We start from the raw sequence: 20561 nt of genomic DNA on the forward strand, positions 1-20561 counted from the left end.
GGCTAGTTCGCGATGTGTCCGGTTCGTAACGTTGGAGATACCGCCGTCGATGACAATTCAAGGGGATCGTCTCGACGCTGTGGTTGCCAAGGCCGTGGCGGGGGACAGTAACGCACTACGGGAGGTGCTGGAGACCATCCGTCCGATTGTCGTGCGCTATTGCCGCGCGCGAGTCGGGACAGTCGAGCGGGGTGGGCTGTCAGCGGATGACGTGGCACAGGAGGTGTGCTTGGCGACTATCACGGCGCTGCCGCGCTACCGGGACCGAGGGCGTCCCTTTCTCGCCTTCCTGTACGGCATCGCGGCGCACAAGGTCGCGGACGCCCATCGGGCCGCCGGCCGTGATCTGTCCTATCCGACCGAGGTCATCCCCGAGCGTTGGTCGTCCGACGCGGGTCCCGAACAGCGGGCCATCGAAGCCGATTCGGTCAGCCGGATGAGCGAACTGCTCGAAATCCTGCCCGCCAAGCAGCGCGAGATCCTGATCCTGCGTGTCGTCGTCGGCTTGTCCGCCGAGGAGACCGCGTCCGCCGTCGGCAGCACCACGGGAGCGGTCCGGGTGGCCCAGCACCGTGCGCTGTCCCGGCTGAAGTCCGAAATGATCGCGGCAGGTGACTGTGCCTGAACCCCTGGACGAATTCGCCCGCACCGACCTGCTTCTCGACGCGCTCGCCGAGCGGCGGCCGGTGCACGTCGGCGACCCCGACATCGACGCGATGGCCACGCTGCTGGAGGACTGGCGCGACAACCTGCGGTGGCCACCGGCCAGCGCGCTGGTGTCGGCCGAGGAGGCCGTCGACGCCCTGCGCACCGGCCTGGCCGACCGTCGCCGCGGCCGGCGCGGCCTGGCGACGATCGGATCGGTCGCCGCGGCGCTGCTGGTGATGAGCGGCTTCGGCGCGATGGTGGTCGAGGCGCGTCCGGGGACCCCGCTGCACGGGCTGCACGCGATGTTCTTCGATCAGCCGCGCGTCAACGAAAAGCATCAGGCCTTGCTGTCCGCCCGGGCCGACCTGGCCAAGGTGCAGGAGTCGATCGACCGGGGCCAATGGGACCAGGCGCAGAACCAGCTCACCGAGGTGAGTAGCTTGGTCCAGTCGATCGAGGACCCGGCCAGCAAACAGGAGCTGACGAATCAGCTGAAGCTGTTGAATGTCAGGGTTCAGTCGCGCAACCCGAATGCGACGCTGCCGCCCCCGGCGAACACGCCTTCGGCGTGGTCGACCCCGACCACCGCGGCTCCGACGGCGGCCACTACGCCCTCCGAAGCTTCGCCGATCCCGTCAGTCACGCCGTCGCCGAGTCAGTCGTGGAGCAAGCACCGGCACCACGGGCAGACGTCGACGCCGCCGGCGGTGACGCCGAACAATCCCTAGCGGTCTAGCGGCGGTACCCGTCCGCGTCCGAGGTGGCCTCGTTGAGCGACGCGTCGGCGTATCCCCGGCAGTAATCCCACGTGACATAGGCGTCCGGCTCGGGGTCGTAGGCGGGCTCGTGCGGGCGGACGGTGCCGTCGATCAGCAGCTGCAACAGGTTCGCACGCAGCATGTCCCAGTCGTGGTAGTGATCCTGCTGACATTCGTCGCAGCACACCACGAGTCCGCGAATCCCCTTGTGCGCCAACAGTGCCTCGTAAACAGCCAGGTCGGCGAGGTCCGCCTCGACCGCCATCCGCTCTTGGGCGTCCAGGGGTTGCCCCGGCTCTACGGCTTCCAGCGCAGCCGACGGATCGCAGGGGTCGTCGGCGAAGGGGTCGGGCGGCAAACCCGGTGGGAGGTGATCGCGCACGCACACTAGCCTACGCAGCCGGGCCGGGATAACGCCAGCAGGCAAGCCGCCCGTCGTTTCCGGGGCGTTTGCCGTCCGCGGCGCGCCCCCCGGCAGGGGTCCGGGCGGCGGGCGAGCCGATAGGATGGGGGTCTCGCGCCGCATCGTATGGAGGGCCCCACCGATGACCCGTGGCATGTCCCACCTGGAAGACAGTTCCGACCTCGTCGGTAGCCCCTACGTGCGCGACCCCCAAATTCGGGGACTGATCGACGACCCCGTGCCGACCGGGGGTGACAACCCGCACAAGATCGCGATGCTCGGCCTCACGTTCGACGACGTCCTGCTGCTGCCCGCCGCCTCCGACGTGGTTCCCGCCACCGCCGACACGTCCAGCCAGCTCACCAAGAAGATCAGGCTCAAAGTGCCGCTGGTCAGTTCGGCGATGGACACGGTCACCGAGTCGCGGATGGCCATCGCCATGGCCCGGGCGGGCGGCATGGGTGTGCTGCACCGCAATCTGCCCGTCGCCGAGCAGGCCGGACAGGTCGAGATGGTCAAGCGCTCGGAGGCCGGCATGGTCACCGACCCGGTCACCTGCCGGCCGGACAACACCCTGGCGCAGGTCGACGCGCTGTGCGCCCGGTTCCGGATCTCGGGCCTGCCGGTGGTCGACGACGTCGGCGCGCTGGTCGGCATCATCACCAACCGCGACATGCGCTTCGAGGTGGACCAGACCCGCAAGGTCGCCGAGGTGATGACCAAGGCCCCGCTGATCACCGCCCAGGAAGGGGTCAGCGCCGACGCGGCGCTGGGCCTGTTGCGCCGCAACAAGATCGAGAAGCTGCCCGTCGTCGACGGCCACGGCCGGCTCACCGGGCTGATCACCGTCAAGGACTTCGTCAAGACCGAACAGCACCCGCTGGCCACCAAGGACAGCGACGGCCGGCTGCTGGTGGGCGCCGCCGTGGGCGTCGGCGGCGACGCCTGGGTGCGCGCGATGATGCTGGTCGACGCCGGGGCCGACGTCCTGATCGTGGACACCGCGCACGCGCACAACCGGCTGGTGCTCGACATGGTCGGCAAGCTCAAGGCCGAGGTGGGCGAAAAGGTCGAGGTGATCGGCGGGAACGTCGCCACCCGGTCGGCGGCCCTGGCGCTCGTCGACGCCGGCGCCGACGCGGTCAAGGTCGGCGTGGGACCGGGCTCGATCTGCACCACCCGGGTGGTGGCCGGGGTCGGCGCGCCACAAATCACGGCGATCCTGGAGGCCGTGGCGGCCTGCGGACCGGCGGGCGTGCCGGTGATCGCCGACGGCGGGCTGCAGTATTCCGGTGACATCGCCAAGGCCCTGGCCGCCGGCGCCTCGACCGCCATGCTGGGTTCGCTGCTGGCCGGCACCGCCGAGGCCCCCGGCGAGCTCATCTTCGTCAACGGCAAGCAGTTCAAGAGCTACCGCGGCATGGGGTCCCTGGGCGCCATGCAAGGTAGGGGAGGGGCGAAGTCGTATTCCAAGGACCGCTACTTCGCCGACGACGCGTTGAGCGAGGACAAGCTGGTGCCCGAGGGAATCGAGGGCCGGGTGCCGTTCCGCGGACCGCTGTCCTCGGTGATCCATCAGCTCACCGGCGGTCTGCGCGCCGCGATGGGCTACACCGGATCGCCCACGATCGAGGCGCTGCAGCAGGCGCAGTTCGTCCGGATCACCTCGGCCGGGCTGCGCGAAAGCCATCCGCACGACGTCGCCATGACCGTCGAAGCGCCTAACTACTTTGCGCGCTGAGGCTGGGATGGTCGAAATCGGGATGGGCCGCAACGCCCGTCGCACCTATGAACTGAGCGAAGTCAGCATCGTGCCGTCGCGGCGCACCCGATCGTCGCAGGACGTGTCGACAACCTGGCAGCTGGACGCCTACCGCTTCGAGATCCCGGTGGTGGCCCACCCGACCGACGCGCTGGTGTCGCCGGAGTTCGCCATCGAGCTCGGCCGGCTGGGCGGGCTGGGTGTGCTCAACGGCGAGGGCCTGATCGGCAGGCACGCCGACGTAGAGGGCAAGATCGCCCAGCTCGTCGAGGCCGCCAGCAAGGAGCCCGAACCGTCCGCCTCGATCCGGCTGCTGCAGGAACTGCACGCCGCCCCGCTGAACCCCGACCTGCTGGGGGCCGCGGTGGCGCGCATCCGGGAGGCCGGGGTGACCACGGCGGTGCGGGTCAGCCCGCAGAACGCGCAGGCGCTCACCCCGGTGCTGCTGCAGGCCGGCATCGACCTGCTGGTCATCCAGGGCACCATCGTCTCCGCGGAAAGAGTGGCCAGCGATGGGGAACCGCTGAACCTGAAGACCTTCATCTCCGAGCTCGACGTCCCGGTGGTGGCCGGCGGGGTGCTCGACCACCGCACCGCGCTGCACCTGATGCGCACCGGCGCCGCCGGCGTCATCGTCGGCTACGGCTCCACCCGCGGCGTCACCACCAGCGACGAGGTGCTGGGCATCAGCGTGCCGATGGCGACCGCCATCGCCGACGCCGCCGCCGCGCGGCGCGAATACCTCGACGAGACCGGCGGTCGTTACGTGCACGTACTGGCCGACGGCGACATCCACACCTCCGGCGAGCTGGCCAAGGCGATCGCCTGCGGCGCCGACGCGGTGGTGCTCGGCACCCCGCTCGCCGAGTCCGCCGAGGCGCTCGGCGAGGGCTGGTTCTGGCCGGCCGCGGCGGCGCACCCGTCGCTGCCGCGCGGGGCGTTGCTGCAGATCGCGCTGGGCGAGCGCCCACCGCTGGAGCGGGTGCTCAACGGGCCCTCCGACGACCCGTTCGGTTCGCTGAACCTGGTCGGTGGCCTGCGCCGGTCGATGGCCAAGGCCGGCTATTGCGACCTCAAGGAGTTCCAGAAGGTCGGGCTGACCGTCGGAAGCTGAGGCCGGGGGCACTGGCTCGTTACCCGTGAGTAAGGCCATACTGGTGCGATGAGGCCGGATTACGACGTTCTGATCATCGGTTCGGGTTTCGGGGGCAGCGTCAGCGCGCTCCGGCTGACCGAAAAGGGCTACCGCGTAGGCGTATTGGAGGCCGGGCGGCGCTTCGCCGACGAGGACTTCGCCGAGACGTCCTGGGACCTGCGCAAGTTCTTGTGGGCGCCGAGGCTGGGTTGCTACGGCATTCAGCGGATCCACCCTTTGAAGAACGTGTTGATTTTGGCCGGCGCCGGGGTGGGCGGCGGCTCCCTGAACTACGCCAACACGCTCTACGTGCCGCCGGAGCCGTTCTTCAAAGACCGGCAGTGGTCGCACATCACCGACTGGCGCGACGAGCTGATGCCGCACTACGAGCAGGCGAAACGGATGCTCGGGGTGGTCAAGAACCCGACCTTCACCGACGCCGACCGGGTGCTCAAGGAAGTCGCCGACGAGATGGGCTGCGGCGACACCTTCGTGTCCACCCCGGTCGGGGTGTTCTTCGGCCCCGACGGCACCAAGACCCCCGGCAAGACCGTGCCGGACCCCTATTTCGGCGGCGCGGGACCGGAGCGCACCGGGTGCCTGGAATGCGGCTGCTGCATGACGGGCTGTCGCTACGGCGCCAAGAACACGCTGCTGAAGAACTACCTCGGCCTCGCCGAATCGGCTGGGGCGCAAGTCATTCCGATGACGACGGTCAAGGGCTTCCAGCAGCGCTCCGACGGGGTGTGGGAGGTCCGCACGGTGCGCACGGGAAGCTGGCTGCGCAGGGACCGGCGCACGTACACCGCGACGCACCTGATCCTGGCCGCGGGCACCTGGGGAACGCAGCATCTGCTGTTCAAGATGCGCGACAAGGGCAAGCTGCCGCGGCTCTCCGAGCGGCTCGGCGTGCTGACCCGCACCAACTCCGAGTCCATCGTCGGCGCCGGGAAGCTCGAGGTCGACCCGAAACTGGACCTGACGCACGGGGTGGCCATCACGTCGTCGATCCACCCCACCGCCGACACCCACGTCGAACCCTGCCGCTACGGCAAGGGATCCAACGCGATGGGGCTGCTGCAGACGCTGATGACCGACGGCACCGGTCCGGAGGGCACCGACACGCCGCGCTGGAAGCAGTTGCTCGACCAGGCCCGCGAGGATCCGCGCCGCATGATGCGGATGCTCAACGTCCATCAGTGGAGCGAGCGCACCCTGATCGCCCTGGTCATGCAGCACCTGGACAACTCGATCACCACCTACACCAAACGCGGGAAGCTCGGCATCCGCTGGTACACCAGCAAGCAGGGGCACGGCGACCCCAACCCGGCCTGGAATCCCGTCGGGAACAAGGTCACCCGGCGCATCGCCGAAAAGATCGACGGGGTGGCCGGCGGCACCTGGGGTGAGCTGTTCAACATCCCGCTGACCGCCCACTTCCTCGGCGGCGCGGCGATCGGCGACAACGCCGAACACGGCGTGATCGACCCCTATCACCGCGTCTACGGCTACCCCACGATGTTCGTGGTGGACGGCGCCGCGATCTCGGCGAACCTGGGCGTCAACCCGTCGCTGTCCATCACCGCGCAGGCCGAACGGGCCGCCTCGCTGTGGCCGAACAAGGGCGAGAACGATCGGCGCCCAGCGCAGGGCGAGCCCTACCGCCGGCTGGACCCGATCGCCCCGGAGCACCCGGTGGTGCCGGCCACCGCGCCCGGCGCGCTGCGCTGGTTGCCGATCACCCCGGTGCCCTCGGCCGGCTAGCTCGCGATCGCCTCGTTGGTTGGTCGGTCGGCGACCCGCGGCGCTCGGCTCCGCCTAGCTTGCGATCGCCTCGTTGGTTGGTCGGTCGGCGACCCGCGGCGCTCGGCTGCGCCTAGCTTGCGATCGCCTCGTTGGTTGGTCGGTCGGCGACCCGTGGCGCTCGGCTGCGCCTAGCTTGCGATCGCCTCGAGCGGGGCGCCGCTGACCACCCGGCTGCGTTGCCGGTGCACGTTGAACGGCACGTCGCCCATCAGGGTGACGCGGTGCATCAGCCGAGGCTGGTCGTCGTAGTCGTCGATGGCGCGATGCTGGGTGGCCCGGTTGTCCCAGATGGCCACGTCGCCGGGCGCCCAGTTCCACCGAATGGTGTTCTCGGGTACGGTGATTCGCCGTTGCAGCAAATCGAAGAGCACCGTCGATTCGTAGTTGTCCAAGCCAACGAACCCGCGCACGAAATCTCCCAGTAGCAGCGTGCGCTCACCGGTCTCCGGGTGCACCCGCACCACGGGATGCTCCGTGCGGAAATCCGGCTTCTCGAAGGCCTGGCGGAACGCGCGCTGCGCGTCGGTCATCGCCTCAGCGGTGATGTAGTCATAGCGGTTCGTGTGGACCGCCCACAGGTCGTCGACGAGCCAGGCGAGTGGCTCCGGCAGGTGCTCGTAGGCGGCCGCGGTGTTGGCCCACAGCGTCGACCCGCCATACCGGGGCAGGTTGACGGCCCGCAGGATCGACGCCGCCGGATAGTTCGCGACGAACGTGACGTCGGTGTGCCAGCGGGTCGCCTTGCCGTATTCGGAGTTGATCGGCGTGATGACCGGCGCGTTCTTGGCGGCGAGCACCTCGGCGGCCGGATGGCCGACCGGCGTGCCCAGCAGCCCGGCGAACGCCAGTTGCTGCTGGTCATCGAGGTGGTGCTGGTGACGGAAGAAGATCACCTTGTGGGCCAGCAGCGCCAGGCGGATCTTCTCGATCGCATCCGGGTCGAGGTCGCCCCCGAGGCGCACCCCGTCCACCCGCGCGCCGATGCGGCTGCCCAGCTTGGTGACGGTTATCTGACCGATCATTTTCATCAATCCTCGTGTGAAAGGGGTGTAGTCAACTGACTACATCGAGTACTGTAGTCACATGACTACACGTTCCGCAAGTGGCCGCGCCAACATGCCCACCGGGCGGGCCGAGGTCGCTGCGGCGATCCTGGAGGCCGCCACCGACCTGTTCGCCGAACGCGGCCCGGCCGCGACGTCGATCCGCGACATCGCCGCGCGATCCAACGTCAACCACGGGCTGGTGTTTCGTCACTTCGGCACGAAGGAGAATCTGGTCGGAGCGGTGCTCGATCACCTCGGTGCCAACCTGAGCGCCCTGCTGAGCGAGGAGGCGCCGGCCGACGTCCTGGACCGGGCCCTCGACCGGCAGATGCGGGTCATGGCCCGCACGGTGCTCGACGGGTATCCGGCGGGGCAGTTGCAGAAGCGCTTCCCCAACATCGCGACGCTACTCGGCTGGGTGCGCCCGCTTCACGACAACGAGATCGACGCGCGCCTGGCCGTCGCCAATGCCCTTGCGCTGCAATTCGGTTGGCGGCTGTTTGCGCCGATCCTGCGCTCGGCGACCGGGATCGACGAGCTGACCGACGACGAGGTACGGCAGGCGGTGGGCGCCGAGGTGGGGCGGATCCTCAAATCCGGCTGACGATCACTTGTTCCGGGACAGCGACCGGCGATGTAGTGGCTCGCGGCCCGGCGGCTGCTGCGGCGGCGCCAGTAGCGGCTTACGGGGTTGTACCGCAATGGTTTTCGGCGCATCGGTGCTAAGGGTGATATCCTCACCCGCGTGCCGGATGGTGAGTTGGCCGCCCGGTCCGTCGCGCACCGTGTAGGTGACGTCGGAATGGTTCACGTCGACGGTAATCCGGAAATCGCGCCAACGGAGCCGGAACCTCAACCGCGAAATACCGTCGGGCAGCGCGGGATTCAGCGACAGGATGCCCTCGTCGTCGCGCAGGCCGCCGAAGCCGCCCACCAGCGCCGTCCAGGCGCCGGCGAGCGACGCCATGTGCAAGCCATCACGGGTGTTGTGGTGCAGGTCGCGCAGATCGATCAGGCCGGCCTCGTAGGCGTAGTCGTGCGCCAATTCCAGGTGCCCGACCTCGGCGCACATCACCGCCTGGGTGCAGGCGGACAGCGACGAGTCGCGAACCATGCGCCGCTCGTAGTAATCGACGTTGCGCGCCTTTTGTTCCGGCGTGAAGGCGTGGCTCTGCCACTGCATCGCCAGCACCAGGTCCGCCTGCTTGATCACCTGCGCCGGGTAGAGCCGTACGTACGGGTCGTGCAGCAGCAAGGGATAGTCGTGGTTCTCTTGGAAGTCCCACTCCGCGAGGGTGGTGAACCCCTCGCACTGCTGGTGCACCCCCAGGCCGTCGTCGTAGGGAATGTTCGCGGCGTCGGCCGCGTCGCGCCAGCAGGCCGTCTCCTCGGTGGTGACGCCCATCGACTCCGCCACCTCGGGGTGGCGGTTGCAGGCATCGGCGGCGGTGCGCAGGTTGTGCGCGGCCATCAGGTTGGTGAATACGTTGTCGCGCACGATCGCCGTGTACTCGTCGGGGCCGGTGACGCCGTCGAGGTGCCAGACGCCGTGCCGGTCGTGATGGCCGAGGGAGAGCCAGAGCCGGGCCGTCTCGACGAGCACCGCGAGGCCGCAATTCTTCTCCAGTTCCTCGTCGCCGGTGACGATGCGGTACCGCTCGAAGGCCATGGCGATGTCGGCATTGATGTGCCAGGCCGCCGTGCCGGCCGGCCAGTAGGCCGAGCACTCCTGCCCGCGAATGGTCCGCCACGGGAAGGCGGCGCCCTGCAGACCCAGCTCGGCCGCGCGCTCCTTGGCGAGGTCCAGGGTCGACGCCCGCCACCGCAGCGCGTCGGCCACCGCATGCGGTGCGGTGTAGGTGAGCACGGGCAACACGTAACTTTCGGTGTCCCAGAAGGCGTGGCCGTCGTAGCCGGTTCCGGTGAGCCCCTTGGCCGGGATCGCGCGGCGCTCGGCGCGCACGCTGGCCTGCAGCAGGTGGAAAAGCCCGAACCGCACCGCTTGCTGGGATTCCGGGTCGCCCTCGACCTCGACGTCCGCGCTGTCCCAGAAGTCGTCCAGGTAGGCCCGCTGCGAATCCAGCAGCCCCTGCCACCCGGTGTAGCGGGCGCTGTGGATGGCGGCGGCGGCCTGGTCGCGCAGGGCCGGGCGCGAGCGCATGCTCGACCAGCCATACGCCAGGTACTTGACGATGCGCAGCTTCTGCCCGGCGCGCAGCCCGCAGATCACCGTGGTTCGCGCCAGATCTTCGCGGGCGTCGGTGCTGAACTCGACGCGGCCGGGAACGTCGATCTCGTGGTCCATCGCGGCCGACATCATCAGGGCGCTGCTGCGGGTGCGGTGCATGAGAAGCGCCCCGGTCTCGGTGTTTTCGTGGTCGACGGCCACCAGCGGGCTCTCCAGAATGGCCGATACCCGCGGGTCACCCGAGGTCTGGGGTTGGTCCTCGTTGGTGACCAGTTCGGACTGCACCGTCACGCGAACGAAATCGCCGACCGCTTCCACGACGTATTCGATGGCGGCGACACCGCGCTGGGCCAGCGAAACCAGCCGGGTGGACACCAGCTTGATCTCCTTGCCCGCAGGGGAGCGCCAATGCGCGCCGCGGGTCATCGTCCCGGCCCGCATGTCGAGAACCCGCTCGTGCGAGAGCAATTCGCCGTAGCGGACGTCGAACGGCTCGTCCTCGACCAGCAGGCGGATGATCTTGCCGTTGGTGACGTCGACGACGGTCTGGCCGGCCTCCGGGTAGCCGTAGCCCGCCTCGGCGTACGGCAGCGGCCGGATTTCGTAGAAGGAGTTCAGGTAGGTGCCGGGCAGACCGTAGGGCTCACCCTCGTCGAGGTTGCCGCGCAACCCGATGTGCCCGTTGGACAGGGTGAACAGGGATTCGGACTGGGCCAGCAGGTTCAGGTCGAGCTTCGTTTCGCAGACGTGCCATGGATCAACGGGGAATGCTTCGTCGTCGATCATGACTGCAGCAGCTCGGCGAGGTCGGTGACCACCACATCGGCGCCGTTGCGGCGCAGATCGTCGGCCTGGCCCACGCGGTCGACTCCCACCACGTAGCCGAAGTTACCGGCATGGCCGGCCTGCACGCCCGAGATCGCGTCCTCGAACACGGCCGCGGCCCCGGCCTCGACTCCCAGCAACTCCGCCCCGCGCAGGTAGGAGTCCGGCGCCGGCTTACCGGCGATGTGCTCGTCGCGCAGCGTGACGCCGTCCACCCGCTTCTGGATGAACTGGTCCAGGCCGGTGATCTCCAGGACGTCACGGGTGTTGGCGCTCGAGGACACCACGGCGATAGCCAGCCCGGCCGCCGAGACCGCCTCCAGATATCGCCGCGAACCCTCGAAGACCTCGACGCCGTCCTCGCGCAACACCCGCTGGAACATGTCGTTCTTGCGGTTGCCCAGGCCGTAGACCGTCTCGGCGTCTCCCGCGTCGTCGGGGCTGCCGTCGGGCAACTCGATCCCGCGGCTCTGCAGAAACGACCGGACGCCGTCCTCGCGCTTCTTGCCGTCCACGTATTTCCGGTAGTCGTCGGCCGCGTCGAACGGGACGAATTCCTCGCCGGTGCGTTTGGCCCGCTCGGACAGGTAGTCGTCGAACATGGCCTTCCAGGCCTTGGTGTGCACGCTCGCGGTATCGGTGAGCACACCGTCGAGGTCGAACAGACAGGCATGCACCTTCTCGGGCAGACCGAGCACGGGCGGACCTCGCTTCCTGGCCTTGGAGACTAGTTAAGCGATACCCACTCCACCATGCAGACATGTCTGTCGCCAAACGTTCAGCCGTGCCCGGCCGCGGCGACCCCCTGAACGGCTCGAAGACGCCCGTCCGCCAGCGCGGCGGTCAGGTTCTCGACCTTCCGGCCGAAGTCGTCGACGAAGGTGTGCAAACCCAGCGGGGTGGCGGGCTGGGCCAGCAGCGCTTGCATGAATTCGGTCGCCTGCCCGGTCAGGTCGTTCCAATGCTCGACGGCGAATCCGGCTGATTCGACGACTGCGCGTAACCCGTCCGGGCTGACCAGATGGCTGCGCTCGGGTTCATCGGCCCACGGCAGCGGATAGTCCAGCGTGTCCCCGTCTCCAATCGTAATGTCCCACAACGCAATCCGGCCTCCGATAGCCAGGACCCGGTGCGCTTCGGAGTAGAGGCGCGCCTTGTCGGCGACGTTCATCTGAACGTGCTGGCTGATGACGACGTCAAAAGTGCCGTCAGCAAAGGGGAGGTTGGTGACGTCCGCCTGCCGGACCGATATTTCGTCGAGACCGACCAGGCGATTGAGCCAGCGGCTCGTTTCGCAGTACTCGTCGGTGAGGTCCACGGCCGCCACCGTGCAGCCGCACCGGTCGGCGACGTAGCGCGCGGTCCCGCCGATCCCGCTGCCCGCGTCGAGCACCCGACTTTCGCCGGTGATGCCCGCCAGATCCACCAGTCGGCTGGTGGCGAAGCGGCCCATGGTGTGGAAGTCCTCGAGCGTGCCCAGGTCGGCGGGTGCCAGCCGGTCGAGGTCTTTGCCGGCGGACATCAGGGCGCGCTCGATGTTGGGCCGGGTCAGGCCGGTCGAGTACTGGCTCTGGATTGTGGCGCTCATCTGTGGACCTCCGCCCAGGCCGTGATCAGCGGGGGCATCGTGACGAGGGCTCCGGCCGCCAGCACCTCCCGGCGGAATAGCGGCACGAAATCCTCGATGTCGGCGAGCTCGTCGATGGCGAAGCCGCCCTGCTCCGCGATGGGGGCGACCAACCGCCAGACTTCGGCAGCGTAGGCCAGGATGTCGGCGTCGGCGGCGGTGCCGACGGGCGTCCCCTGGCTCAGCCGCGGGGTGCCCAGGCCGGCCTCGGCGAAGACGGTGTGCAGCGTGGTGCCGAACCGCGCGGACAGGCCCAGTGCCTCGAAGGCACGGACGATGCCCGCCGTCACCCGTCCGAACAGCGGCAGGTCCGGGATGCTGCGCGTCGCGGTGATGTCGTTCTCGGAGAACGCGATGACGCCGCCGGGGCGGACAAAGGAGCTCAGGTGCCGCAGCGTGCCGGCCGGGTCGGGCAGGTGCATCAGGATCAGCCGGCCGATCACCGCGTCCACCGGTTCGTCCAGCTCGATCGCGTCGACGGCGGCCTGTGTGAATTGCACTGTGCGCAGCCCTTTTTCGGTGGCGCGCTGCCGAGCGAGCTCGACCATCGCGGGTGCGGCGTCCACGCCGAGGACACTTCCCGACGGACCGACCAGGCCTGCGGCGACGAACGACACGTCGCCGGGTCCGCAACCGATGTCGAGCACCCGCATGCCCGGGCGCAGGCCGGCGAGGCGCAGCGCGTGCTCGGTGTAGTCGTTGTACAGCCGCCCCTGCAGAAGGAGCCGCCGCACCTCCACGTCGGCGTGGCCGAGGACATAGGTGCTCGTGTTCATCGCGTTCCTATCCTTTCCGGTGCGGTGTGCTCGGCCCGCCACAGCTCCGACTGACCGGAAAGCCGGGGACGTGCGGGTTGCGGATGTTGTTGAAGCCGGTCGAACTTGTCCAGGCGGTGCATCGGTACGAGGCCCGTCAACAGAAAGTCCCCGAGTTGCCGGATGAAATTACCTGCCGTGCGCCGTGTTTCGGGGCCGGTGACGTAGCGGCGTGCGATCGTCAGGAAGTCTTCGGGTTCGACGCCGGCGACGTCACGAACATGTGTGGTGGGACCACCCACTTCCCAGGTGCCGAGGGCGGATTCGGGCAGGTAGTGCCGCAGGCTGGACTGGAAGAACATGTCGGCGCCGAGCCGTTTGGCGTTGACGCGCACGGCGCGCATGAACATCCATGGCGGGATGTCGATGTGGCGCACCCGGCGGCCCAGCGCCTCACCGACCGCGTCGGCGATCTCGTTTCCCGATAGCAGGGTCGGTCCGGTCGGGCGATAGGCGCGGCCGTTGTGACGGTGCGGGTCGAGCAGGGCGCCAACGGCGACGCGGGCGATGTCTTCGTTGGAGGGAGGCGCATTTCGGCCCTTTCCGGTGGGCACCGGCAGGATTCCCAGCGCCGCGGCGAGGGGCAGAACCTGCAAATAGTTGTCGGCGAAATAGCCGGGATCGACCGCTACGTGGGCGGTGTCCGGCAGCAGGTCGAACAGCTTGCCGGTCAGCCATGCCTGCCGGGTCATCAGCGAAGGGTGGTCCGGGCTGGCCGTCCACTGCCCGAGCGCCACCACCGCTTCCACGCCGGCGCGTCGTGCGGCCACCGCGAAGGCAACCGCGCTGTCGAGCGCGTGGGGGTGGTACGGCGGGTTGAAGTACAACCTATCGATTCCGTCCATCGCGGCGGTAACCGCTTGAATATCAAACATATCGGCCACGACGATCTCGGCACCCAGCTCCCGCAGGCGTGCGCTTCGCACATCTTCACGGTGCACCATGGCCCTGGTGGCGACGCCGTTCTCCAACAGTTGGGCGGTGACCGCGCTGCCGATCCTGCCCGTGGCGGCAGTCACCAATACTCGGGTGTTCATGGGATTGTCCTTTCGGTTTGACGTGCCGGCAACAACCAGCCGACGACGATCGCGGCGCCGAGCGCGATGCCCGCGCAGACCAACGAGCTCACCTGCAGGCCGTCCAGGAACGCACGGTCGACCGCGGCGCGCACGCCACCGGCCCGCTGCGCCGGCAGCTGCTCGATCACCCTGTGCGCCAGCGCCATTGAGTGCCGCATGGCATCGGCGGGCAGCCCGGTCAATGCTGCCGCCCCGAGATGTCCCGAATACACCGACGCGAAGATGCTGCCGGCGATGGCGACGCCGAGCGTGCCCCCGAGTTCGCGCGTGGTGTCGTTGACGGCCGAGCCCACCCCGGCCTTGTCGGCGGACAACGACCCCATGATCGCCTCGGTGGACGGCGAAACGGTCAGGCCGAGGCCGCCGCCGAGCAGCAGCATCTGCGTGGCGATCTGGGTGTACGGCGTGGCGGCGTCGGCGGTGGACGCCCACGCCAGCCCGGTCGCGAAGACGGTGAGGCCGGCGGCGACGACGGCGGTGGTGCCCGCCCGTTCCACCAGCCGGGGTCCCGCGATGCTGGCCAGCGCGATGGAGGCGGCGACCGGTAACAGGCGCACCCCGCTCTGAAACGCGGTGTAGTCCTTGATGAATTGGAAGTACTGGGTGATGACGAAGATGAAGCCGAACAACGTCAGGAAGCCGGCGGTCACGGCGAGACTACCGCCGGAGAACCTGCGGTCGACGAACACCGACACGTCCAGCATGGGGTGGTCGCTGCGCCGCTCCCAAAGCGCGAACCCGGCCAGAACCGCTGCGGCCGAGGCGAACCCGATCGCGGTCCGGCCGTTGGTCCACCCCCAGGTGGGTGCCTCGATGACCGTGTAGACCAGCGTGGTGATCCCGGCCGCCGACAAGAGCAGGCCACCGGCGTCGACCCGCGGTGCGGCCGGGTCGCGCGAGGTCGGCACGAACAGGATGCCGCCGACGATGGCCACCGCCGCGATCGGGATGTTGACCATGAAGATCGAGCCCCACCAGAAGTGTTCGAGCAGCCAGCCGCCGCTGATCGGCCCCACGGCCACCCCGACGCCCACCATCGCCGCCCACGGGCCGATCGCCTTGGCCCGGGCCGCCGCGTCCGTGAAGATGTTGGTGATCAGGCCCAGGGTGGTCGGGAAGATGACCGCCGCGCCCACCCCCATCGCGGCGCGGGCCGCTATCAGCTGCGCGGCCGAATCGGTATGCGCCGCAACGGCGGAGGTTACGGCGAAGAGCGCCAGTCCGGAGTTCAGCCAACCCCGTCTGCCGAAGCGGTCACTGAGGCTGCCGGCGGAGAGCAGCAGTCCGGACATCACCAGGGTGTAGGCGTCGACGATCCATTGCAGCTGGGCGGTGTCGGCGTCGAGCTCCCGAGACAGGGTCGGCAGCGCGACGTTGACGATGGTGGCGTCGACGCTGATGACGAAGACCCCGAGGCAGATGACGCCCAGCGCGGGGATGGGGCGGTTCCGTAAGAGGGCTGCGGTGCTCATGGACAAGACGCTAAAGCTACTAGACAAATAAATCAAGTAAATGGTGGAGAATCATATCTACCGTTGGTAGGATGGCCTGGTGGCGACCCGTAGGACCTACAACCAGAACTGCCCCATTGCGCTGGGGCTCGACGTCCTGGGCGAGCGGTGGACGCTGCTGATCCTGCGCGAGCTGGTCGGCGGCCCCCGCCGCTACGGCGACCTGCGCGCCGAGTTGCCCGGCATCGCAACGAATCTGTTGGCCGAGCGCCTCAAAGAGCTGCAGGACGCCGGGCTCGTCGACCGCGCCGACCTGCCCGCCCCGATCGGTCGCACCGTCTACACCCTCAGTGACGTGGGTTGGCAGCGGGCATTGCCCGTCTTGAGGAGCGTCGCGCTGTTCGGCCTGGACCGGTTGGACCCGGCCGAGGGCGGCGTGGTTTCACCGCTCAACGGGTTTTTGGCCGGGATCCTGCTCGGCTTCGACTCCGGCAAGGCGGCCGGGCTGGAGGCGACGTGCCGGGCCGAGATCGACGGCCGGCGTTTCGACTTCGCGGTGACCCAGGGCCACCTAGCCGGTGGTCACGGTGAACCTTCGGTGACTCTGACCGCCGGCGCGGCGGACCTGGTGGACGCCCGCCTGGGTTCGACCGAAGCCAAGCGCAAGGCGGCGCTGCGGCGCATCGACTTCCAAGGCGACCCGCAAACCGTCAGCGCCGTGCGTCAGGCCTTCGCGCTCTAGAGCTCACTTATCGAGCAGGGCGTCGATCCACGCCCGCGCGACGAACTTGCCGTAGCGGGTCGCGGACCAACCGCGTTCGAGGACGAGCAGCTCGTACAGCTCCGGGGCGTGATACGTCCACAAAATGTCACGCGCCTGCCTGGCGCTGACGCGCAGCTGCCCGGTGCGGGCGAGGTCGGAGGCGAACATCGTCATACCGGTCAGGGTTTCGTCCCTGATCTGTTTCCAGACTTCCGCGGCATCCGGAGAGGACGCGGCGCCGTCGCGCGCGAGCAGCTGGACCGGTGCACTGCGCGGCATGCTGGCGGCCAGGTGCTTGGCGTAGAGCTCCAGCTTGTCGACGGCATCGGTCGCGTTGGCAACGGTCTGGATGACGTCCCGCTCGACCATCGGGACCGGTTCGTCGTCGCCGGCCACGGACACATCGAAAAGCGCTTTCAACACACCCGCTTTCGTCGAGAAGGCCTTGTACACCGTCTCGACTGACACGCCCGCGTCACGGGCGATCTCGCCGATGGTCGTCGTCGCGTACCCCTGGGCCAGGAACCGCTGCCGCGCGGCCGCCAGCACCGCGTGCCGGTTGCGCCGAGCCTGCTCGCGGCGACGGGTCGAGTCGTAGCGGCGCGGAGGTTGAGCCTTGACAGATCCCATTAGTTGAATACATTCTCCTGTATCTATTACAGTGAACTGTATCAGAAGAAGGGAGCGCGGCATGACGACCGCGACACGCCCCGCCCTGTCGGCAGGTGCCCATCCCACGGATGTCGCGGGTGCGCTGGCACCCGAGATCAGACTGCGCGCCGACGAGGCCGAGGCGCTCGGCACCTTGCCGATCGATCTGGTCGAGCGGATGCGCGCCGCCGGTGTCTTCCGTGCCCTGCAACCGCGTTCGCTCGGCGGATTCGAAGTGACCCCAACCGATTTCATCGAGATGATCGAGGGACTGGCGCACGCCGACGGTTCGACGGGCTGGGTCGCGGCCATCGGTGCCGGCGCGCCCGCGTTCACCGCGTGGCTCGAACCCGCCGTCGCCGCAGCTCTGTTCGGTCCGGACGCCGACTTCCTCGCGGCGACGGTGTTCGCACCCACCGGGCGCGCCGTCCCGCAGGGCGATGGGAGGTTCGGCGTCGACGGCCGATGGCCGTTCGCCAGCGGTTGTCGCCACGTCGAATGGATGCTGGGCGGAATGTTCGTCTTCGACGGTGACACCCCGCGCATGATCGCCGAGCAGGGCCCGGACTGGCGCCTCGCGTTCTTCCCGCGCGCTCAGGCGGAGATCGTCGAAAACTGGGACGTCCTGGGGCTGCGCGCCACCGGCAGCAACGACGTGGTCGGCCGAGATCTTCACATCGCCGAAGAGCACACGATCAGCCCCTTCTTCCAGTTGGCCCGCCACGACGGACCGCTGTGGCGGCTACCGTTCTTCACGCTCGTCGGAGTAGGCCTCGTCGGTGTCCCACTCGGGATCGCGCGGCGCGCACTCGACGAATTCGCCGACCTCGCGCCGGCGAAGACGCGCGCCGGCACGTTCGAGCCGCTCGCGCAGGACCCCGCCGCCCAAGTCGAGTTCGCCCGCGCCGAAGCCGGTTTGAGGTCCGCGCGCGCCTTTGTGCTCGACGAGGCCGGCGCCCTGTGGGACACCGCGTGCGCCGGTGATCCGCCGTCGGTGCAGCAGCGCGCAGGCTTCCAGCTCGCCGCCCAGCAGGCGATGCGTGCGGCGCGTCTGGCGGTCGACACGACGTTCGGCTTGACCGGTGCGGGCGCGGTGCATGCGAGTCATCCGCTGCAACGCTGCTTCCGGGATCTGCACACCGCCGGTCAGCACGTGTACTTCAGCCCGGCGGCCCTGAAGCGCTACGCGGGCACCCGGTTCGGCATCATGCAGCCGACCCACCTGATGTGACTAAGCTGGCTGCCGTGGAAACACCCTCGCCGCGGCCCGTGCTGGTCGTCGATTTCGGCGCACAATATGCGCAGCTGATCGCCCGGCGCGTCCGGGAGGCGCGGGTCTTCTCCGAGGTCATCCCGCACACCGCATCGATCGACGAGATCAAGGCCCGCCAGCCCGCGGCGCTGGTGCTCTCCGGGGGACCGTCCAGCGTTTACGAGCCGGGCGCCCCGCAGCTCGACCCCGCGGTGTTCGACCTCGGCGTGCCCGTGTTCGGCATCTGCTACGGATTCCAGGCCATGGCGCAGGCCCTGGGCGGGACAGTCGCCCACACCGGCACCAGCGAGTACGGCCGCACCGAGTTGAAAGTGGTTGGCGGCGAACTTCATTCGGGCTTGCCGAATTCCCAGCCAGTCTGGATGAGCCACGGTGACGCGGTCACCGCCGCACCGGACGGATTCGACGTGGTCGCCAGCAGCGCGGGCGCGGCGGTGGCGGCGTTCGAGAACCGGGCGCGCCGCCTGGCCGGGGTGCAATATCACCCCGAGGTCATGCACACCCCGCACGGCCAGCAGGTGCTCAGCCGCTTCCTGCACGACTTCGCCGGGCTCGGCGCGGAGTGGACACCGGCCAACATCGCCACCGCGCTGGTGGAGCAGGTGCGCGAACAGATCGGTGACGGCCACGCGATCTGCGGACTCTCCGGCGGCGTGGACTCGGCGGTGGCCGCCGCACTGGTGCAACGCGCCATCGGCGACCGGCTGACGTGCGTCTTCGTGGACCACGGGCTGTTGCGCGCCGGCGAACGCGCACAGGTGCAGCGTGATTTCGTCGCCGCCACCGGCGCCAACCTGGTCACCGTCGACGCGGCCGACACCTTCCTGCAGGCGCTGTCGGGGGTGACCAACCCCGAGGGCAAGCGCAAGATCATCGGTCGCCAGTTCATCCGCGCCTTCGAGGGCGCGGTACGGGATATCTTGAGCGACACCGGGTCTGAGGTTGATTTCCTGGTGCAGGGCACGCTGTACCCGGACGTGGTGGAATCGGGCGGGGGCAGCGGGACCGCCAACATCAAGAGCCACCACAACGTCGGCGGCCTGCCCGACGACCTGAAGTTCAAGCTCGTCGAGCCGCTGCGGCTGCTGTTCAAGGACGAGGTGCGCGCCGTCGGGCGGGAGCTGGGCCTGCCGGAGGAAATCGTTGCGCGCCAGCCCTTTCCGGGGCCCGGCCTGGGCATCCGAATCGTCGGCGAGGTCACCGCGCAGCGGTTGGATACGCTGCGCCGCGCCGACTCCATTGCGCGCGAGGAACTCACCGCCGCCGGCCTGGACAACCTGATCTGGCAGTGCCCGGTGGTGCTGCTGGGCGAGGTTCGCTCGGTCGGTGTGCAGGGCGACGGCCGGACCTACGGGCACCCCATCGTGCTGCGGCCGGTGTCCAGCGAGGACGCCATGACCGCCGACTGGACCCGGGTGCCCTACGAGGTGCTCGAGCGCATCTCGACCCGCATCACCAATGAGGTTCGCGAGGTCAACCGCGTGGTGCTGGACATCACCAGCAAACCCCCCGGCACCATCGAGTGGGAGTGACCGGTGGGCGCCTAAGCGTCGCCACATCACGCCCATCCGCCCCACCGGTATCGATCGCATAAAGCCGCCCCTCCCGTTTCTTGACGGTTGTCGGAGGGCGGGTGTTTACTCTCAATCAGTCGAACATACTTTCGAAAATAGTCGTCCGAGAGTGGTGGTAGGAGGCGGTCATGACTGCGGCTTTCGCCCCCGATCGCCGGCAAGAAAACCGGGCTGAACAGCTCGAATCGTTGCGCCGTCGGATGGCCGTGATAGCCGGGAAGGCGCCGGGGCCCGCGCCCGCCCGCGCCGACGACCTGCTGCCTGAATCGGAGTCCCAGCTGGCGTTGCCGCCGTGGCTGGCGGAGTCGCTGCCGGCGCCCCTGCCGCGCGGGACGGTGGCGGTACTCTCGGGCGCCCGGTCGCTGCTGCTGGGCATGGTGGCCGCGGTAACGGCGGCAGGCGGCAACGTGGCAATCGTCGGCCAGCCGGACATCGGACTGCTGGCCGCCGCGGAGATGGGGGCGGATCTGAGCCGGGTCGCGGTGATACCGGATCCCGGAACCGATCCGGTGGAGGTGGCCGCGGTGCTCGTCGACGGTATGGATCTGGTGGTTCTCGGTCTGGGCGGGCGCCGGGTGCCGCACACCCGGGCGCGGGCGGTGGTGGCGCGGGCCCGCAGCAAGGGGTGCACCGTGTTGGTCACCGACGGCGACTGGCAGGGCGCGCCCACGCGGCTGGAGGCCCGGGTCTGCGGCTACGAGCTCACTTCGGGAAGCCGCCCGGGATTCGGGCGGATCAGCCGGGTGCGGCTGCAGGT

Annotated in this window: 19 protein-coding genes; 10 read left to right on the top strand and 9 right to left on the bottom strand. The window is 68.9% G+C overall.

All coding sequences use genetic code 11. The features are described 5' to 3' along the window. The first annotated feature begins 49 nt into the window (after nucleotides 1–49). A complete protein-coding gene (locus A5697_RS10795) occupies nucleotides 50–625 on the top strand; it encodes a sigma-70 family RNA polymerase sigma factor (protein ID WP_066945594.1) in 576 nt (191 codons plus the stop codon). Continuing rightward, on the top strand, nucleotides 612–1376 hold the full coding sequence (locus A5697_RS10800) for an anti-sigma-D factor RsdA (protein ID WP_231972039.1): 765 nt from the start codon (nucleotides 612–614) through the stop codon (nucleotides 1374–1376). Before A5697_RS10795 ends, A5697_RS10800 begins: the two co-directional genes overlap by 14 nt. A gap of 4 nt (nucleotides 1377–1380) precedes the next feature. On the opposite strand, the gene A5697_RS10805 is transcribed toward A5697_RS10800, so the two are convergent. Beyond that, the gene (locus A5697_RS10805; RefSeq protein WP_046186907.1) at nucleotides 1381–1788 is read right to left on the bottom strand and encodes a DUF5319 domain-containing protein; all 408 of its coding nucleotides are present in this window, start codon (nucleotides 1786–1788) and stop codon (nucleotides 1381–1383) included. A gap of 163 nt (nucleotides 1789–1951) precedes the next feature. On the opposite strand from A5697_RS10805, the gene guaB reads away from it, so the two are divergent. From guaB to A5697_RS10820, 3 genes are read left to right on the top strand one after another with little or no spacing between them, the layout of a single operon-like run. Beyond that, the gene (gene guaB / locus A5697_RS10810) at nucleotides 1952–3550 is read left to right on the top strand and encodes an IMP dehydrogenase (RefSeq protein ID WP_067944789.1); all 1599 of its coding nucleotides are present in this window, start codon (nucleotides 1952–1954) and stop codon (nucleotides 3548–3550) included. Nucleotides 3551–3557: 7 nt separating this feature from the next. Continuing rightward, nucleotides 3558–4685 (top strand): GuaB3 family IMP dehydrogenase-related protein, encoded by a 1128-nt coding sequence (locus tag A5697_RS10815; RefSeq protein WP_067944790.1) that lies wholly within the window; start codon nucleotides 3558–3560, stop codon nucleotides 4683–4685. A 48-nt stretch (nucleotides 4686–4733) separates the two neighbouring features. Next, nucleotides 4734–6470, top strand: coding sequence for a GMC oxidoreductase (locus A5697_RS10820; protein WP_067944791.1), 1737 nt, complete (start codon nucleotides 4734–4736; stop codon nucleotides 6468–6470). A gap of 170 nt (nucleotides 6471–6640) precedes the next feature. Here A5697_RS10820 and A5697_RS10825 read toward each other — a convergent pair whose 3' ends face one another. After that, entirely contained in the window at nucleotides 6641–7534 is an 894-nt protein-coding gene (locus A5697_RS10825; RefSeq protein ID WP_067944792.1) for a TauD/TfdA family dioxygenase, read from the bottom strand. A 61-nt stretch (nucleotides 7535–7595) separates the two neighbouring features. On the opposite strand from A5697_RS10825, the gene A5697_RS10830 reads away from it, so the two are divergent. Then, nucleotides 7596–8162 (top strand): TetR/AcrR family transcriptional regulator, encoded by a 567-nt coding sequence (locus tag A5697_RS10830; protein WP_067944793.1) that lies wholly within the window; start codon nucleotides 7596–7598, stop codon nucleotides 8160–8162. Between the two features lie 3 nt (nucleotides 8163–8165). Here the strand turns inward: A5697_RS10830 and A5697_RS10835 are convergent, their stop codons facing one another. The 6 genes from A5697_RS10835 to A5697_RS10860 form a co-directional block, all read right to left on the bottom strand. After that, nucleotides 8166–10532, bottom strand: a complete 2367-nt coding sequence (locus A5697_RS10835) for a glycoside hydrolase family 65 protein (RefSeq protein WP_067944794.1) — start codon at nucleotides 10530–10532, stop codon at nucleotides 8166–8168. Next, nucleotides 10529–11269, bottom strand: a complete 741-nt coding sequence (locus A5697_RS10840; protein ID WP_067944795.1) for a beta-phosphoglucomutase family hydrolase — start codon at nucleotides 11267–11269, stop codon at nucleotides 10529–10531. Before A5697_RS10840 ends, A5697_RS10835 begins: the two co-directional genes overlap by 4 nt. Before the next feature lie 80 nt (nucleotides 11270–11349). Next, entirely contained in the window at nucleotides 11350–12159 is an 810-nt protein-coding gene (locus tag A5697_RS10845; protein WP_067944796.1) for a class I SAM-dependent methyltransferase, read from the bottom strand. Further along, nucleotides 12156–12974: a class I SAM-dependent methyltransferase gene (locus A5697_RS10850; RefSeq protein WP_067944797.1), complete on the bottom strand. Its 819-nt coding sequence runs from the start codon at nucleotides 12972–12974 to the stop codon at nucleotides 12156–12158. Before A5697_RS10850 ends, A5697_RS10845 begins: the two co-directional genes overlap by 4 nt. Then, complete coding sequence (locus A5697_RS10855; RefSeq protein ID WP_067944798.1) at nucleotides 12971–14050, bottom strand: NmrA family NAD(P)-binding protein; 1080 nt, start codon at nucleotides 14048–14050, stop codon at nucleotides 12971–12973. Before A5697_RS10855 ends, A5697_RS10850 begins: the two co-directional genes overlap by 4 nt. Beyond that, the gene (locus A5697_RS10860) at nucleotides 14047–15564 is read right to left on the bottom strand and encodes an MFS transporter (RefSeq protein ID WP_068010328.1); all 1518 of its coding nucleotides are present in this window, start codon (nucleotides 15562–15564) and stop codon (nucleotides 14047–14049) included. The genes A5697_RS10855 and A5697_RS10860 overlap by 4 nt, the downstream gene beginning before the upstream one ends. Nucleotides 15565–15643: 79 nt before the next feature. Between A5697_RS10860 and A5697_RS10865 the strand changes: the two genes are divergently transcribed. After that, entirely contained in the window at nucleotides 15644–16285 is a 642-nt protein-coding gene (locus A5697_RS10865; RefSeq protein WP_068010330.1) for a helix-turn-helix domain-containing protein, read from the top strand. Nucleotides 16286–16288: 3 nt separating this feature from the next. Here A5697_RS10865 and A5697_RS10870 read toward each other — a convergent pair whose 3' ends face one another. Beyond that, nucleotides 16289–16936: a TetR/AcrR family transcriptional regulator gene (locus A5697_RS10870; protein ID WP_068010332.1), complete on the bottom strand. Its 648-nt coding sequence runs from the start codon at nucleotides 16934–16936 to the stop codon at nucleotides 16289–16291. Nucleotides 16937–16997: 61 nt separating this feature from the next. On the opposite strand from A5697_RS10870, the gene A5697_RS10875 reads away from it, so the two are divergent. The 3 genes from A5697_RS10875 to A5697_RS10885 form a co-directional block, all read left to right on the top strand. Next, the gene (locus A5697_RS10875) at nucleotides 16998–18188 is read left to right on the top strand and encodes an acyl-CoA dehydrogenase family protein (RefSeq protein ID WP_082953332.1); all 1191 of its coding nucleotides are present in this window, start codon (nucleotides 16998–17000) and stop codon (nucleotides 18186–18188) included. Further along, nucleotides 18185–19762 carry a glutamine-hydrolyzing GMP synthase gene (gene guaA / locus A5697_RS10880; protein ID WP_197500970.1) on the top strand — a complete coding sequence of 526 codons (1578 nt, stop codon included), beginning with the start codon at nucleotides 18185–18187 and terminating at the stop codon, nucleotides 19760–19762. Before A5697_RS10875 ends, guaA begins: the two co-directional genes overlap by 4 nt. Before the next feature lie 170 nt (nucleotides 19763–19932). After that, the coding region (locus A5697_RS10885) for a hypothetical protein (protein WP_068010334.1) at nucleotides 19933–20561 on the top strand (629 nt) is incomplete at its 3' end.

The organism is Mycobacterium sp. E3251 (genome assembly GCF_001666835.1).
Classification (GTDB): Bacteria; Actinomycetota; Actinomycetes; order Mycobacteriales; family Mycobacteriaceae; genus Mycobacterium.